Origin of the sequence: Actinoplanes sp. NPDC049599, from assembly GCF_044465625.1 — a bacterium.
Lineage (GTDB): Bacteria > Actinomycetota > Actinomycetes > Mycobacteriales > Micromonosporaceae > Actinoplanes.
This window is the reverse complement of the sequence record NZ_JBITLX010000024.1, coordinates 2075-18058: the sequence shown is the minus strand read 5'-3', so window position 1 is coordinate 18058 and position 15984 is coordinate 2075. Positions and strand designations below refer to the sequence as shown.

The following is a 15984-nucleotide window of genomic DNA, read 5'->3' as shown; positions in this document are numbered from 1 at the left end:
ACGACAGGTCAGGAGATGTGCCCGTGTTCCCGGGCCCAGCGCTGCAGCTCCGCCTCGGCCTCGTCGCGGTCCAGCGGGCCGCGGTCCAGCCGCAGCTCCTTGAGGAACCGCCAGGCCTGGCCCACGATCGGTCCCGGCGGCACGCCGAGCAGCTCCATGATCGCGTTGCCGTCCAGGTCGGGCCGGACCCGGGCCAGGTCCTCCTCGGCCTCGATCCGGGCGATCCGCTCCTCCAGCGCGTCGTAGTCGGCGGACAGCGCCGCCGCCTTGCGCTTGTTGCGGGTCGTGCAGTCGGAGCGGGTGAGTTTGTGCAGCCGGGGCAACAGCTCACCGGCGTCGGTCACATACCGCCGGACCGCCGAGTCGGTCCACTCGCCCCGGCCGTACCCGTAGAAGCGCAGGTGCAGGGCGACCAGCTCGACCACGTCGGACGTCACGTCCTTGGGGTACTTCATCGCCTTCATCCGCTGCTTGGTCAGCCGCGCGCCGACCACCTCGTGGTGATGGAAGCTGACCCGGCCGTCGCGGCCGACCGCCTTGGTGGCCGGCTTGCCGATGTCGTGCATCAGCGCCGCCATCCGCAGCGCGAAGTCCGGGCCGGCGTCGCCCTCCAGCCGGATGGCGTTGCTGACCACGATCAGCGTGTGCTCGTAGACGTCCTTGTGCTGGGCGTGCTCGTCGATCTCCAGCTTGAGGCCGGAGATCTCCGGGATGAACCGGTCGGCCAGCCCGGTGTCGACCAGCAGCCGCAGCCCGGCGATCGGGTCCAGCCCGCAGAGCAGCTTGGTGAACTCGTCGCGGATACGCTCGGCGGTGATCCGGTCGAGATCGGCGGCCATGTCCGTCATCGCCTCGACGACCGGCTTGTCCACGGCGAACCGCAGCTTGGCGGCGAACCGGGCCGCGCGCAGCATCCGAAGTGGATCATCGCCGAACGACCGGGCGGGGGAGTCCGGCGTCCGGATGAGCCCGCCGGCCAGATCCTCGAGCCCGCCGTACGGGTCGGTGAAGACGTGCTCCGGCAGGCTGACCGCCATCGCGTTGATCGTGAAATCGCGCCGGCGCAGGTCGTCGAGCAGGTTGTCGCCGTACTCCACCACCGGGTTACGGGTCACCCCGTCGTACGCCTCGGCCCGGAACGTGGTGATCTCGATCCGCAGGCCGTCCTTCTGGATCCCGATCGTGCCGAACTCGCGGCCGGTCTCCCAGATCGCGTCCGCCCAGCTCTTGACCAGCGCGAGGGTCTGCTCCGGCCGGGCGTCGGTGCAGAAGTCGAGGTCGTCGCCGAGCCGGCCGAGCAGCGCGTCCCGCACCGAGCCACCGACCAGGTGCAACTCGTGGCCGGCGGCGCCGAAACGACGCCCCAACTCGTCGGCGACGGGGGAGACCCGCAGCAACTCCGCGACGGCGTTGCGCTGGGCTTTGCTCAACTCAGACATGGGACGACCAGACTAGCTGCCCGGACTCGGCGCCAGAGCGGCGGTCTTGGCGGTCGCCGGAGGCAGCGGGCAGGATGGGCAGCGTGCCCGTTCCCGAGGCGCTGCGTCGCCTCAGCGAGGACCCGCGGTTCTGGTCCCTGCTGTTCGCCCACGACGGCGCGTTCCCCGATCCCGACCCGGCCGAGCTGCGGGTGAGCCTGCCGGTCACCGGCGGCTACGGCCTCGTGCTCGACCTCGACCTGAGCACCGGCGAGCAGACCCTGGGGCTGCGCGAGCCGGCCGGCAGCGAGCCGGTGCAGCTGGGCTGGGCCGCGCCGGGCCGGCCGCACCCGGCCGCGCTGCGCTGGCACGAGCTGGAGCTGTGCGCCCGGGTGATCGCCCTGGAGGATCCGACCATGCCGCATCCGGGGCTGGTCGTGGCGCTGCTGTCGCCGTTCGCGCCGCCGACCGACGACGACGACCGGAGCGCGGTGGCGGCGGTGCGTGCGGCCGCGTACCGGTCGCTGCACCGGGCGGTGCCGCCGCCCGTACCGGTGGGTCCGGAGCAGGCGCCGCTGCCGCTGTTCGCCGCGGAGAGCTGGTGGCCGCAGCCGGCCGCGCCGTCACCCCGGGTGATCGACGAGGCCGCGGTCGCGGCCTACACCACCCCGGCCGAGGTGCGGCTCGAGGTCCGCGGCGGCTCCCGCTTCCCGCGCGAGGGCCTGGCCGAGCTGGTACGGCAGGCAGCCCAGCGGCTGTCCCGGCTGCCGGAGGAGCAGTGGTACGCCCAGGTCCGGCCGCTGGCCCGGCACATCGCGGACACCGGCGACCTGCGCCCGGTCAACGACCTGCTCGGGGTGCTCACCGAGGCGGGCTGCGACCACCCGACCGTGCTGGACGCGCTCAGCGAGCCGCTGGTGCCCGTCGAGGCCTGCTGGATGGTCGAGACGCTGGCCGGCGCACTGCCCGGCACCCTGCTGCGCCGACACGTCTGAGGCGCGGCCTGGCTAGGGTGACGGTGTGTCAGTACCCCTGGGGAGGTCTTGGTGAACGGCGGCCTGTACCGGAGCGCGCACGCGGCGAGCGACGGTGACCCCCAGTCGTCCGACGGCGCGATCCTGATCTCGGTGGACGAGCCGGGCACCACCGCGGCCGGCGACCAGGCGTTGCCGCCCGAGGACGTGCCGCCCACCGACGGCGGGAGCGAGGGCGGCAGCACGGCCGGCAACAGCGCGATCATGGCGGCCGGCAGCCTGGTCAGCCGGATCATCGGCTTCGTCCGCAACATGCTGATCGGCATGACGCTGGGCGCCGGCATCGGCGACGCGTACACCAGCGCGCAGTTCCTGCCGGGCCAGATCTACGAGCTGCTGCTCGGCGGCATCCTCTCCAGCGTGCTGATCCCGCTGCTGGTGCGGCGGCGCAAGGCCGACCCCGACGGCGGCCTGCTGTTCACCCAGCGCCTGCTGACCTTCGCGGTTGTCATGCTCGGCCTCGCCACGGTGCTGGTGGTGGCGGCCGCGCCGTTGATCACCGCGATCCAGTCGAGCGACAACACGACCGGCGGCTATCAGAAGCTGGTCACCGCGTTCGCGTACCTGATCCTGCCGATCATCTTCTTCACCGGCGTGTCCGCGATGATCAGCGCGGTGCTCAACGTGCGCGGGCATTTCGCCGCGCCGATGTGGGCGCCGATCCTGAACAACCTCGTCGTCATCGCCACCTGCGGCGTCTTCATCGTGGTCTTCGGCACCACCAAGGGCTTCGCGCCCGAGGACATGACGGCCGGGCGGATCGCTCTGATCGCCGGCGGCACGCTGCTCGGCATGGTGGCCCAGACGATCGGCCTGCTGCCCGCGTTGCGCAAGGTCGGCTTCGCCTGGAAGTGGCGGTGGGCGCCGCGCTCGCTCGGCCTCGGCGAGGTGGGCCGGCTGGCCGGCTGGATGCTCTGTTACGTCGCCGCCAACCAGCTCGCGGTCTTCGTCGTGGTCCGGGTGCTCAACGGCGTCTCCGGCGGCAACAACGCCAGCGTGCTGGCCTTCAACAACGTCTACCTGCTGACCATGATGGCGCACGGCATCATCGGCGTCTCGGTGATGACCGCCCTGCTGCCCAAGATGAGCGCCGCCGCCGCCGAGGGCCGGCACGCCGACGTCAGCGCCGACCTGAGCCGCGGCATCCGGCTGACAGTCACCGCCCTGGCCCCGATCGCCGTCGCGTACGGCGTCCTCGGCGTGCCGATCGCGGTCACGCTGTTCCAGGGCGGCGCCTTCACCTACCGGGACGCCTTCGCCACCGGCACCGTGCTCGTGGTGGCCGCGTTCGCTGTGATCCCGCTCTCGGTCAGCTACCTCTGCACCTATGCCTTCTACGCGCTGCAGGGCAACAAGACGGTCGCGCTGATCAACATCCCGGTCGTGCTGCTCCGGATCGCCGGCTACTTCGTGCTGGCCGAGGTGCTCTCCGACTCGCTCGCGGCGGCCGGCATGACCGCCGCCAACGCCGTGTCGTACCTGCTGTCGGCGGTGATCTCGCTCGCCGTGCTGCGCCGCCGGATCGGCCGGCTCAACCTCGGCTCGGTGGCCAAGGCTCTGCTGAAGGTGCTCGTGGCCGCCGCGGTCGCCGCCGCCGCCGGCCTGCTCGTCATGCACCTGCTGCCCGGGGGTGACACGCCCGGGCGATTGACAGCCGCGGTGCAAGTCCTCGTCGCCGGCGGAACGATCATGGTGGTGTACCTGGCGAGCGCCGCGCTGCTGCGGGTGCACGAGATCAACCAGGTCGTCGGCATGGTGCGGCGCAAACTCGGTCGCTAACGATGTGGAAAACCTGTGGATAATTCTCTGATCAGGTAGTTTCGCCCCACCGAGCGGCGGAAACGGCCCTGGCGGGCGGCCCCGGACGGATGCCGCGGCGGGGGATGACGTGTAGGTCACTGGCCCGGGGCGGGTAAGGTCGTGCTCGACACGTGCGGACCCACCGAGGAGGACTGGTGACCCAGGTCGGCGAAGGCCACGAGACCGCGGCCGATGAGGCCGGGCCGGTCATGACCTTCGGTGCACCCACCGTCGGTGAGATCCTGGCCGAGCGGTACCAGCTCGAGGAACACGTCAACAACGACAGCGCCGGGCGGCAGGTCTGGCGCGGCATCGACGTGATCCTCCGGCGCCCCGTAGCGGTCGTGCTGCGGTATCCCGGCGGCGACTCCGCGACCGAGATGCTGCAGGCCGCGGTCGACGCGAGCCGCGTCATACACCCCAACCTGGTCGGCGTCTACGACGCCATCGACGAGGGCTCCCGGGCCTACGTGGTGCGGGAATGGGTGGACGGCGAGGCGCTGCGCGAGCTGGTGGCGCAGGAGGGACCGCTGGACCCGGCACGGGCCACCGCGATCGCGCACTCCATCGCCGACGCGCTGGCCGCGGTCCACGCCACCGGCATGGTCCACGGCAACGTGCACCCCGGCACCACGCTGATCGGTGACGACGGCCGGATCGTGCTCGCCGACGCGCGCGCCGACTCCGCCGACAGCACCGAGACGGACGTGCGCTCGGTCGGCGGCATCCTCTACTTCTCGCTGACCGGCCACTGGCCGCACGCCGAGATCCGCGGTTCGGCGCTGCCCGACGCGATGCGCGACGGCACCGGGTCGGTCGTCCCGCCCCGGCAGATCCGCGCCGGCATCCCGGCCTACCTCGACGACCTGACCATGGACCTGCTCGACAAGCGGGTCGCAACCCCCGAGGCGGACGCGCTCACCGCCGAGCTGGCCCGGCTGGACTCCGCCGACGAGGACTACGAGGACGTCGGCCCGCTGCGCTTCACCCAGGGCACCTCGGCCGAGCCGGTCCGCAGCACCCGCAAGATCGCCATCGGCGTCGGCGCGCTGCTGGTGATCGCGGTGATCGGGCTGGTCTTCGGCATCCGGGCGATCAGCGAGTCGGGCAACGACAAGCCGTCGACCACCCAGGCCAACACCGCGCCGCAGGATTCCGCGGGCACCGACACCGGCACCACCGGCGAGGACGCGGCGCCGGCCGCCCCGCCGAAGAAGCTGACCATCACCCCGGACATGGTCCGGATCGTCGACCCGCCGGAGGGTGACCGCACCGACGAGGGTGAGGCCGCGTACACCGTCGACGACGACAAGGACACGGTCTGGAAGACCTCGGGCTTCCTGCAGGCGAAGTTCTACAACAAGCCCGGCATGGGCCTGCTGATCAACCTGGGCAGCCCGCGCACCGTCAGCGACGTCCGGGTCGAGACCTCGGCGCCCGGCATCGCGATGGACATCCGGACCGGCTCCACCGACCCGGGCAACACCTCCAACGGTGACAAGAAGATCGTCGAGACCTACAAAAAACTGGGTGACGGCGACACGGGCAAGACGGACGGCACCAACGCCGTGTTCCCGGTCTTCGACGAGAACCTGAAATACCAGTACATCCTGGTCTTCATCACCGAGTTGCCGCAGGACAGCGACGGCAAGTACCGCGCCGAGATCAGCAAGGTCGAGGTCTACGGCAACTGACGGCGGGGCGGCCCACCCGGTCGCACCACCTGATCGCCCCGCTCGGCTAGATTGCTGGGCGTGACTTCCGGCGACGCGCAGACTGGCACGTCCGCCCCGGACAACCCCGGGCGGACGGACGCCGAACTGCTGCGTGCGCACGTCGACGGTGATCCGCAGGCGTTCAACGAGCTGGTCCGCCGGCACCGGGACCGGCTGTGGGCGGTGGCCCTGCGCACGATCGGCGACCGCGAGGAGGCCGCCGACGCGGTGCAGGACGCGCTGCTGTCGGCGCACCGCGGCGCGGCAAGGTTCCGCGGCGAGTCCGCCGTGACCACCTGGCTGCACCGCATCGTGGTGAACGCGTGCCTGGACCGGATCCGCCGGCGGCAGGCCCACCCCACGGTGCCGCTGCCCGACGGTTCCCGGTCGGAGGACAGCCCCGGCGGTCCCGAGCCGGCCGCACCGATCCAGGACCACGACACCGCCCTGGTGGTCCGCGCGGCGCTGGCGGCCCTGCCGGTCGAGCAGCGCGCGGCCCTGGTGCTGGTCGACGTCCAGGGCTACCCGGTGATCGAGGCGGCGGAGATCCTCGGGGTCGCCGAGGGCACGATCAAGAGCCGGTGCGCCCGCGGTCGCGCCCGGATGGCCCTGGCCCTCGGCCACTTGCGGACGGGCTCCGACGGCACCCCGGCCGAGGGCCCCGCCGGGCGGGGCGGGGGAGACGGCGATCACGCCGGGAACCGGTCAGCCGCCGCGCGCGTCCCATCCGGGTCGGGCGTGACGACACAGCACCCGTCCGCCCGTGACAGCGGGCCTGACCGAGGGGACCAGCAGTGACCGGGGCAGAGTTCAGTGGGGTCGACATCGACCTGCTGGCCGACTATGTCGGCGGCGCGCTGGACGGCACCCCCGACGAGGCTGTGGTCGCCGCACTGATCACTGAGGACGCCGCCTGGCGCGACGCGCACGCCCAGCTCGCCGGCGGGGTCGCCGCGGTGTCCGGCCAGTTGCAGGCGCTGGGCGCGAGCGCCGAGCCGATGCCCGCCGACGTGTGCGCCCGCCTCGACGCGGCCTTGCTCTCGGCCGGCCGGGAGGAGCGGGTCACGTCCCCCTCGATCGGTGACCGTTCTTCAGGTGTCACGGTCGGGCCGGCCGCCATGGAGCCGGGGAGTGATGGTGCTGCGCCTGATCGGCATCTGGTCGCCGTACCGTCGGGGTCTCGCAGTAGGCCGGCGCGCCGCCTGCGGTGGGCCGCGCCGGTGGGGATCGCCGCCGGGGTGCTGGCGTTTGTGGGTTTCGGTCTGCAGCAGCAGTTCGCCGGCGAGGCGAGCCAGGATACGGCCACCAGCTCGGGTGCCGGCGCCGAGCAGGCGGCGCCGCTGGCCGCCGGTGATGCGGAGCTCGCGCTGCCCGAGGGTTCCGTGCGGCTGAACGCGAGCGGCACCGACTACCGCCCGGACACCCTGGAGCAGGCCGCCCGCCAGCGGGTGAAGGCGCCCCAGCCGCAGCTCGACGAGGACCAGGCCGGCGACTTCCGCAACAGCATGCCGGCCGCCGGCGGGCTGACCACGACCAGCGCCGGGCTGGACCGGCTGCGGGCGGCGGACGCCCTGCGCGCCTGCCTCGATGCGATCGCGGCCCAGCACGGCGCCGGTGAGATCACTCCGCAGACCATCGACTTCGCCCGGTTCAACGGCGCCCCGGCGCTGATCGTGGAGTTCAGCACCGCCGCCGGCTCGTGGGTGTGGGCGTCCGGCCCGGCCTGCGGCACGCCCGGAGTCGGCGCGGCCACCCTCGCATCGGTGAAGGTAGGCTGAACGGACGTCGTCCCGCCCGGCGTGAGGTGGGCCACCTATGCCCTCCGGCACATGCCGTGACGCGCGGGAATGCGCCCTCATACGATGAGCGTTCCACCATGCGATGTCGCCGTTGATGCGGCGAACCCCAGACTGAGGAGTCGGCAGTGGACGAGGTCCGAAACCTGATCATCATCGGCTCGGGACCGTCCGGTTACACCGCGGCGCTCTACGCGGCCCGGGCGAACCTCAAGCCGCTCGTCATCGAGGGTGTGCAGTCCGGTGGCGCCCTGATGACCACCACCGAGGTCGAGAACTTCCCCGGTCACCCGGACGGGATCATGGGCCCCGAGCTCATGGACAACATGCGCAAGCAGGCCGAGAAGTTCGGCGCCGAGTTCATCACCGACGACGCCACCCGCGTCGAGCTGGGCGACAAGCCCACCGCGGCGGGTGCCGAGGGTCTGAAGACGGTCTGGGTGGGCGAGAAGCAGTATTTCGCCCGCGCCGTCATCCTCTCCACCGGCTCCGCGTGGCGTCCGCTGGGCGTGCCCGGCGAGCAGGAGCTGCTCGGTCACGGCGTGTCGTCCTGTGCCACCTGTGACGGCTTCTTCTTCCGCAACCAGCACATCATCGTGGTGGGCGGCGGCGACTCCGCGATGGAGGAGGCGACCTTCCTCACCCGCTTCGCCGAGACGGTGACGATCGTGCACCGGCGCGACTCGTTCCGCGCCAGCAAGGTGATGGCGCTGCGGGCCAGCTCAAACCCGAAGATCAAGGTCGAGTGGAACAGCGTCGTCGAGGAGATCCTCGGTGACGACGGCAAGGTGGCCGGCGCCCGGCTGCGCAACCTGCAGACCGGCGAGACCAAGGTCCTGGACGTGACCGGCGTCTTCGTCGCCATCGGCCACGACCCGCGCAGCGAGCTGTTCAAGGGCCAGGTCGAGATGGACGACGAGGGCTACGTCAAGGTCGACGCCCCCAGCACCCGCACCAACATCCCGGGAGTGTTCGCCGCCGGCGACCTCGTCGACCACACCTACCGCCAGGCCATCACGGCCGCCGGCACCGGTTGCGCCGCCGCGCTCGACGCGGAACGCTTCATCGCCTCGTTCGTAGAGCTGTAAATCAGGAGGGTTATCCGTGGGAGCAACCAAGGCGGTCACCGACGCGACTTTCGTCACCGACGTGCTGCAGTCCGACAAGCCGGTGCTGGTCGACTTCTGGGCCGAGTGGTGCGCGCCGTGCAAGAAGGTCGACCCGCTGCTCGCCGAGATCGCCAGCGAAATGGGCGACAAGGTGCAGATCGTCAAGGTCAACATCGACGAGAACCCGGAGACCGCCCGCGCCTACCGGGTGATGTCCGTGCCGACGCTGACCATGTTCAAGGGCGGTGAGGCGGTCAACTCCGTCGCCGGCGCCAAGCCCAAGGGCGCCCTGGTGAGCTTCATCGAGTCGGCACTCTGAGTTAGCTTCCGCAACGCCTCGCATCCGTCCGGGTGCGGGGCGTTGCGCATGTCATCAACCGTTGCCGGAAGGCCGTCGCGGGGTACTCTCCGTGAGTTGCCCTCTGCTCTTCCCCCCAGTTGTTAGGGAGCCGCGCGTGCGTTCGATCCGACGTGGAGACACCGGACCGGCCGTGGAGGAGATCCAGTCGATCCTGGTGAGCCTGGACCTGCTTCCGGTGGCCACCGAGGCCTTCGACGAATCCACCGAGAACGCCGTACGGGCCTTCCAGCAGAGCCGCGGCATCGGCGTCGACGGGCTGGTCGGCCCCGAGACCTGGCAGGCGCTCGACGGAGCCCGCTGGAAGCTCGGCGCCCGTACGCTCTACCACTCGGTGCCGACGTCGCTGGTCGGCGAGGACGTCCGGGCGCTGCAGGAGCGGCTGCTCGAGATGGGCTTCGACAGCGGCCGCGCCGACGCCATCTACGGTCCCCGCACGGCCCGCGCCGTGGCCCAGTTCCAGCGCGAGTGCGGCCTCACCCCGGACGGCTCGTGCGGCCCGCAGACCATGAAGGCGCTGCGCCGCCTCGGTCGTAAGGTCGTCGGTGGCCGCCCGCAGTGGCTGCGCGAGGCGGAGGCGTTCCGCCAGTCCGGTTCCAGCCTGGTCGGCAAGACCATCGTCATCGACCCGGGACACGGCGGCGCCGAGGACCTCGGCGTGATCGTGCCGGACGGGCAGCTGCGGTGGACCGAGGCCGACCTCGCCTTCGACTTCGCCACCCGGCTCGAGGGCCGGCTGCTGGCCGCCGGCATGCGCGTGCACCTGACCCGCGGGCCGTCCCCGGTCCAGCCGATGACCGGCCAGGAGCGGGCGGCGCTGGCCAACAGCCTCGGCGCCGACCTGTTCATCTCGTTGCACCTGGACGGCCAGGAGTCGCCCGCGGCCGAGGGCGTGGCGACGTACCACTACGGCACCGGCAGCGGGCTCACCTCGACGGTGGGGGAGCGGCTCGCCAACCTGGTGCAGCGCGAGATCGTGGTGCGCACCGGCATGCAGGACTGCCGGATCCACGCCAAGACCTGGGAGCTGCTGCGGCTCACCCGGATGCCGGCGGTACGGGTGGACGTGGGCTACCTGACCTCGCCCACCGACCGGGCCCGCCTGATCGACCCGGCCTTCCGTGAGCAGGTCGTCGAGGCGCTCCTGGCCGCCGTCCAGCGCATGTACTTCCCCGTCGAGGCCGACGTGCCGACCGGTTCGATCGACGTCCGGCAGCTGCGGCTCGCGCTGGCCTCCCGCAACGCCTGACGCTCAGTCGGGCGTGGAGGTGGTGGCGGCCACCGGGCGCACCGGGCGGAGCAGCGTCTCGGGGCTCATCGAGCCGAGCAGCTTCTCCAGCGCGTACTCGACGTCGGACTTCCAGGACAGCGCCGTGCGGAGCTCCAGCCGCAGCCGCGGGTAGCGCGGGTGCGGGCGTACCGTCTTGAAGCCGACCGACAGGAAGAAGTCGACCGGGGCGACGCAGCCTTCCTCGCCCTCGCCGGGCTCGCCGAACTTCGCGTCGCCGAAGGCCTCGATCGCCTTGACGCCCCGCTTGGTGAGATCCCGCGCCACGCCCTGGACGAGCATCCGCCCCAGGCCGCCGCCCGCGAACGCGGCCACCACGTGCGCGGTCATCAGCAACGCCGCGTCCGCCGAGACCGGCGATGTGGGGAACGCCATGGAACGCGGCACGTAGGCCGGCGGGGCGTACATGACAAAGCCGGCGGGCATCCCGTCGACGTAGGCCAGTTTGCCGCAGCTCCCCCATTCGAGCAGGGTCTGCGACACCCAGGCCTCCTTCTCCAGGCCGGGGTCACCCGTGGCGCAGGCGCGTTCGGCGGAGACCGGATCCAGCTCCCAGAAGACACACTGCCGGCAGGGCCGGGGCAGGTCCTCGAGCGTGTCGAGAGTCAAGTTGACCAGGCGTCGCGACATGCGGACCCCTTGAGAATCGGCGATTTGTCCGGACTCGAAGCACGGTCCTGTCCACATGCTTGTCCGCGCCCCCGCAGGGATACTACGCCGCAATGGCCTTGAACGGGAGCGTAACGGTCGTTAACCGCAGGCCGCCCCGGGCGTCGGACCTTTAGCATGGTTCCCGATGTGACCAGCTGAATATCGAGGTGAAGCCGCATGACCGGCACGACTCAAGACGACTACACCGACCGCTACGCGCGTCGGGTCCGCGGGATGACCACGTCCGAGATCCGCGCGCTGTTCGCCGTGGCGAGCCGCCCCGAGGTGGTCTCGCTGGCCGGCGGTTCGCCGTACATCGCGGCGCTGCCGCTCGACGCGGTCGGCGAGATGATGGGCCGGCTCGCGACCGAGCTCGGCACGACCAGCCTGCAGTACGGCATCGGCCAGGGCACGATCGAGCTCCGCGAGCGCATCTGCGAGGTCATGAGCCTGTCCGGCATCGACGCGTCCACCGGCGCGTCCCCGGACGACGTGGTGGTGACCGTCGGCGGCCAGCAAGGTCTCGACCTGGTGGCACGGCTGTTCCTGGACCCGGGTGACGTGGTGCTCGCCGAGGGGCCGACCTACGTCGGCGCACTCGGCGTGTTCCAGGCCGCCCAGGCACAGGTGCGGCACGTCGCCATCGACGCGGACGGGCTGGTGCCGGCCGCGCTCGAACAGGCCATCGTCTCCGCGGCCGGGCGCGCCAAGTTCCTCTACACCATCCCGACGTACCAGAACCCGGCCGGTGTCACGCTGACCGACGCCCGGCGCGAGGAGATCCTGGACATCTGCGAACGGCACCACCTGCTGATCGTCGAGGACGACCCGTACGGGATGCTCAGTTTCGCGGGCGAGGCGCCGCGGCCGCTCCGGGCCCGCCGGCGCGCGGGGATCTTGTACGTGAGCACGTTCTCCAAGACCTTCGCGCCCGGCCTGCGGGTCGGCTGGATCCTGGCCCCCCATGCGGTACGCGAGAAGCTGGTGATGGCCAGCGAGGCGAACATCCTGTGCCCGAGCGCGTTCGCCCAGGGCGCCGTGACGCAGTACCTGTCGACCATGCCGTGGCGCGAGCAGATCAAGACGTACCGCGAGATCTACCGCGAACGCCGCGACGCGCTGCTCGACGCGCTCCACGACCTGATGCCGGCCGGCACCACCTGGACCAACCCGGGCGGCGGCCTGTTCGTCTGGGCCAGCCTGCCGGAGGGCCTCGACTCGAAGGCGATGATGCCGCGGGCTATCGCGGCCCGCGTCGCCTACGTGCCCGGCACCGGCTTCTACGCGGACGGCACCGGCCGCGCCAACCTCCGGCTCAACTTCTCGTTCCCGCCACCGGACCGCATCCGCGAGGGCGTCCGCCGGCTGGCCGGCGTGATGGAACAGGAACTGGCCATGCGCGCGGTCTTCGGCCCGACCACCCCGCCGCACCGCCGCGGGCACGCCGGCGCCGACACCCCCGGCCCGGACTTGGCATGATCACTGCCATGACGCACGTCTTGGTACTGGCCGGCGGTCTGTCCTACGAACGCGACGTGTCCCTGCGATCGGGCCGCCGCGTGCTCGACGCGCTGCGCGCAACGGGCCTGTCGGCCGAACTGCGCGACGCGGACGTGTCGCTGCTGCCGACCCTCAAGGAGGACCCACCCGACGCGGTCGTGATCGCCCTGCACGGCGCGACGGGCGAGGACGGCTCGCTGCGCGGGGTGCTGGACCTGTGCGGCGTCCCGTACGTGGGCTGCGACGCCCGCGCGTCCCGGCTCGCCTGGGACAAGCCGACCGCGAAGTCGATGCTGCGCGACGCGGGGATACCGACCCCGGACTGGGTGGCGCTGCCGCACGACCGCTTCTCGGAACTGGGCGCGGTGGCGGTCCTGGACCGGATCGTGGACCGGCTGGGCCTGCCGCTGATGGTGAAGCCGGCCCAGGGCGGCTCGGGCCTGGGCGCGGCGGTAATCCGGGAGGCGAGCGCACTGCCGGCGGCGATGGTGGGCTGCTTCGCGTACGACTCGACGGCGCTGGTGGAGAAGTTCGTGCCGGGCAAGGACGTGGCGGTGTCGGTGGTCGACCTGGGGGAGGGGCCGCGGGCTCTTCCGGCGGTGGAGATCGTCCCGCGGGACGGGGTGTACGACTACGCGGCCCGGTACACGGCGGGGCTGACGACGTGGCACGCGCCGGCGCGGCTGTCGGAGGAGGTGGCCGAGGCGGTGGCTTCGGCGGCTCTGGCGGCGCACGCGGCTCTGGGTGTGCGGGATCTGTCGCGGGTGGATCTGATCGTGGACGGGGAGGGGCGGCCGCACGTGCTGGGGGTGAACGTGTCGCCGGGGATGACGGAGACGTCGTTGCTGCCGTTGGCTGTGCAGGCTGAGGGAATGGATTTCGGGAAGCTGCTGGCTGGGTTGGTGGGGCGGGCTGTGGCGCGCGGGCCCGGGTGAGGTGAGGTTGGTGGTGAGGCGGTCGCTCCGGATTTCGGGGCGGCCGTTTTGCTGTTTGTGGGCTGGCCGGATGTGCGGGAGCGGGGGCTGCGTCTGCGAGGAGCGGGCGTGGCCGGCCGCGTCCCGTGGCGCACTCCTGCACTGACGGCGGGTGATACACGGAAGTTGATGAGGTGGTCCGCCGGGCAACCGGCCCGCTCGCTGTCGTCTGGGTTGGGCGCAGTCCCCGCCTGTGCGCGTGTGGAGCCGATTTGAGGCTGCGGGTCGCGCGGCGCCAGCCGTTTGATCGGGGCCGGGGAGTGTTCGGGCGGTCGCGTCGACCTTGTCAGTGCGGGTGGGGCGCGTTGGTTGCCGGCGCCTTGTCGGGTGTCGGGACCACGTTCTGTTCCCCGGCTCCGGGGGTGTCCTGGGCTTGGGGGCGTGCTTCGTTCAGCGGCGACTCCGGTGCTGAGCCGTGTGTCGGTGCGGCCGGGTTTGCGGTTGGGGGTGCTGTGGCCGTACCGGATGCGTCGGGGAGCTTGGGTGCGTCGGGCTCGGTCGTTTGCGGTGAGCTTGTGGATGGTTCTGGGGTTGCGGCGCGGGACGCGCCGTTGGGGAGGGCGTAGGGGGATAGGTCGCGGGTTTCCGCGTTGACGGCGGTGAGGTCGCTGCGGGGGGCCGGCTCGGCGTGGTCGGACTCGCGGTCCGTGCCGACGGCCGGGGGGCGTGCGTCGGGGGTGGCGGTCGTGTCCGGGGCGCTTGGTGCTTCGTTGCCAAACGTGGACGGCGACTGCCAGTGGATGTGGGGAGGTTCGGCGATCGCGCGGCCGCCGAAGCCGGCGAGCCACTCGGCGACGAGCGCCAGGTTTTCGAGCCACTGCTCCTCCGGGATGACCGGCAGCAGGTCGTCCCAGAGCGACAGGAACGTGCCGCGCAGCTGCAGCCGCCCGTAGGGGCGCGCCAGGAACCACATGTGCAGGTGCGCCGAGCCGTCGCCCCAGCGGTTCACGTGCACGCGGGCGACGCCGTCGAGGGTTCGGATCGCGCGCTCGAGCCGGACCGTCATCACGCCGAGTTCCGCCGCCAGCAGGTTGGGCAGATCGCCGATGTCGAGGTGCGAGCGGCACTCGAGGATCAAGACCATCGGCAGGCCCGTGGGCCGGTCCATGCCGCGGACGCGCCACCGCTCACTGACCCAGATGTACGCGTCATCCGGGGTGTTGCAGGCGACGCAATCGGCGGCGTCCTCGCCACTGCGCGGGGGCTCCACCGCGACCGGCTCGGCAAGTTTCTTCACGCGCATGTCGCCCTCAAAAGGGAACGAAGGCCAGCGCGTGAAGTCGGGGAGCGGCGGGGGGTTCTGGGGCACGACGTGACCCTAGCCCAGCCCACCGGCGACTGTCCCGGGTCAATTTCCGGCGGACCCGCCGATGCGCCCTCACCCGTTCAGACAGTCCCCAAAACGTCGACACCCGTCACGTTCGGTGGGCGCCGCGCCACGGCCGTAGTTATCCACAAAAGTTATCCACAGGCTGACCAGGTTCACGTGAAACACGACGTAGAACGCGTGCACCCCCTGTGGATACAGCAGTGGACGACGTGTCATCCATCGGAGTTGTTTCACGTGAAACGGCCACGGGGAGCGTCTTCAACAGTCTCTACGCACAGCTTGTGGATAGTGCTCGTTGCCGATCTCGTTGGGGCGTGGGGTGGGGGTGTGGGGTTGCTGAGGGAGGGCGGGCAGTCTGGGGCTTCTGGGCTTCGTTTCACGTGAAACGGGTGGCTTGGTTTGGGTTGTGCTGGGGTCGGGATGCGGGGGTTCGATTCGGTCTTGGAGGTGGGTTGGGGGTGGGTGGGGTCGGGCTCTGTTCGGCTTCCGCCCGTGGTCGGTGTTGGGGGTGGGGTCGGCATCGATGGGCTTTGGGCGGGCGGGGTGGAGGGTGGTTCTCCTGCCTCGCGTTTGTTGGGTCCTGAGGGCGTGCTGGTCTGGTTGGGGGGCAGCGGACGGCCTGAGGATTTCTTGCCCGGGCCCGATCCGGCGCTACATGATCCCGTCGCCACCGACCGCACCTCGACTGGCGTCACACCCGCACGCCTGGCTCGCGGCTGCTCCGTGGTGGTGGACGGTGCCGGCCTTGGCGGGCGCTGCCGATCCTCTCTTGCCTTCTGAGAATCTGGATCGGCTAGCTCGAAGGGGTTGAAGGGCTCGCGGCATCTTGTCCGGGAGCCCTTCCCCCTGGGGGATTTTCTCCGGGGGACGCGCTCCGACGAGACTGCATTTCAGGGCCTGTCGCGCGCCCGGGCTCCGGGCTCCGGGCTCCGGGCTCCGGGCTCCGGGCTCCGGGCTCCGGGCTCCGGGCTCCGGGCTCCGGGCTCCGGGCTCCGGGCTCCGGGCTCCGGG

Annotated in this window: 13 protein-coding genes; 10 read left to right on the top strand and 3 right to left on the bottom strand. The window is 71.4% G+C overall.

The window, feature by feature from the left end; translation table 11 throughout:
- Positions 1-8: 8 nt before the first annotated feature.
- Complete coding sequence (locus ACIBQZ_RS32175) at positions 9-1439, bottom strand: CCA tRNA nucleotidyltransferase (protein ID WP_396092591.1); 1431 nt, start codon at positions 1437-1439, stop codon at positions 9-11.
- Positions 1440-1513: 74 nt separating this feature from the next.
- Between ACIBQZ_RS32175 and ACIBQZ_RS32170 the strand changes: the two genes are divergently transcribed.
- The 8 genes from ACIBQZ_RS32170 to ACIBQZ_RS32135 all read left to right on the top strand — a co-directional run bounded on the left by ACIBQZ_RS32170 (position 1514) and on the right by ACIBQZ_RS32135 (position 10479).
- Entirely contained in the window at positions 1514-2413 is a 900-nt protein-coding gene (locus ACIBQZ_RS32170; protein WP_396092590.1) for a hypothetical protein, read from the top strand.
- A 51-nt stretch (positions 2414-2464) separates the two neighbouring features.
- The gene (murJ, locus tag ACIBQZ_RS32165; RefSeq protein ID WP_396092589.1) at positions 2465-4231 is read left to right on the top strand and encodes a murein biosynthesis integral membrane protein MurJ; all 1767 of its coding nucleotides are present in this window, start codon (positions 2465-2467) and stop codon (positions 4229-4231) included.
- 176 nt (positions 4232-4407) lie between these two features.
- Entirely contained in the window at positions 4408-5946 is a 1539-nt protein-coding gene (locus ACIBQZ_RS32160) for a protein kinase family protein (RefSeq protein WP_396092588.1), read from the top strand.
- 60 nt (positions 5947-6006) lie between these two features.
- A complete protein-coding gene (gene sigM / locus ACIBQZ_RS32155; RefSeq protein WP_396092587.1) occupies positions 6007-6765 on the top strand; it encodes an RNA polymerase sigma factor SigM in 759 nt (252 codons plus the stop codon).
- Positions 6762-7745, top strand: coding sequence for a hypothetical protein (locus ACIBQZ_RS32150; RefSeq protein WP_396092586.1), 984 nt, complete (start codon positions 6762-6764; stop codon positions 7743-7745). The genes sigM and ACIBQZ_RS32150 overlap by 4 nt, the downstream gene beginning before the upstream one ends.
- Positions 7746-7891: 146 nt before the next feature.
- The gene (gene trxB, locus ACIBQZ_RS32145) at positions 7892-8851 is read left to right on the top strand and encodes a thioredoxin-disulfide reductase (RefSeq protein ID WP_396092585.1); all 960 of its coding nucleotides are present in this window, start codon (positions 7892-7894) and stop codon (positions 8849-8851) included.
- A 16-nt stretch (positions 8852-8867) separates the two neighbouring features.
- Complete coding sequence (trxA, locus tag ACIBQZ_RS32140) at positions 8868-9191, top strand: thioredoxin (RefSeq protein WP_396092584.1); 324 nt, start codon at positions 8868-8870, stop codon at positions 9189-9191.
- 136 nt (positions 9192-9327) lie between these two features.
- Positions 9328-10479, top strand: a complete 1152-nt coding sequence (locus ACIBQZ_RS32135; protein WP_396092583.1) for an N-acetylmuramoyl-L-alanine amidase — start codon at positions 9328-9330, stop codon at positions 10477-10479.
- A 3-nt stretch (positions 10480-10482) separates the two neighbouring features.
- Here ACIBQZ_RS32135 and ACIBQZ_RS32130 read toward each other — a convergent pair whose 3' ends face one another.
- Entirely contained in the window at positions 10483-11148 is a 666-nt protein-coding gene (locus ACIBQZ_RS32130) for a GNAT family N-acetyltransferase (RefSeq protein WP_396092582.1), read from the bottom strand.
- Positions 11149-11346: 198 nt separating this feature from the next.
- On the opposite strand from ACIBQZ_RS32130, the gene ACIBQZ_RS32125 reads away from it, so the two are divergent.
- Positions 11347-12648, top strand: coding sequence for a PLP-dependent aminotransferase family protein (locus ACIBQZ_RS32125; protein WP_396092581.1), 1302 nt, complete (start codon positions 11347-11349; stop codon positions 12646-12648).
- Positions 12645-13604, top strand: a complete 960-nt coding sequence (locus ACIBQZ_RS32120; RefSeq protein ID WP_396092580.1) for a D-alanine--D-alanine ligase — start codon at positions 12645-12647, stop codon at positions 13602-13604. The genes ACIBQZ_RS32125 and ACIBQZ_RS32120 overlap by 4 nt, the downstream gene beginning before the upstream one ends.
- Positions 13605-13929: 325 nt before the next feature.
- On the opposite strand, the gene ACIBQZ_RS32115 is transcribed toward ACIBQZ_RS32120, so the two are convergent.
- Positions 13930-14952, bottom strand: a complete 1023-nt coding sequence (locus tag ACIBQZ_RS32115) for a hypothetical protein (RefSeq protein ID WP_396092579.1) — start codon at positions 14950-14952, stop codon at positions 13930-13932.
- Positions 14953-15984 lie beyond the last annotated feature (1032 nt).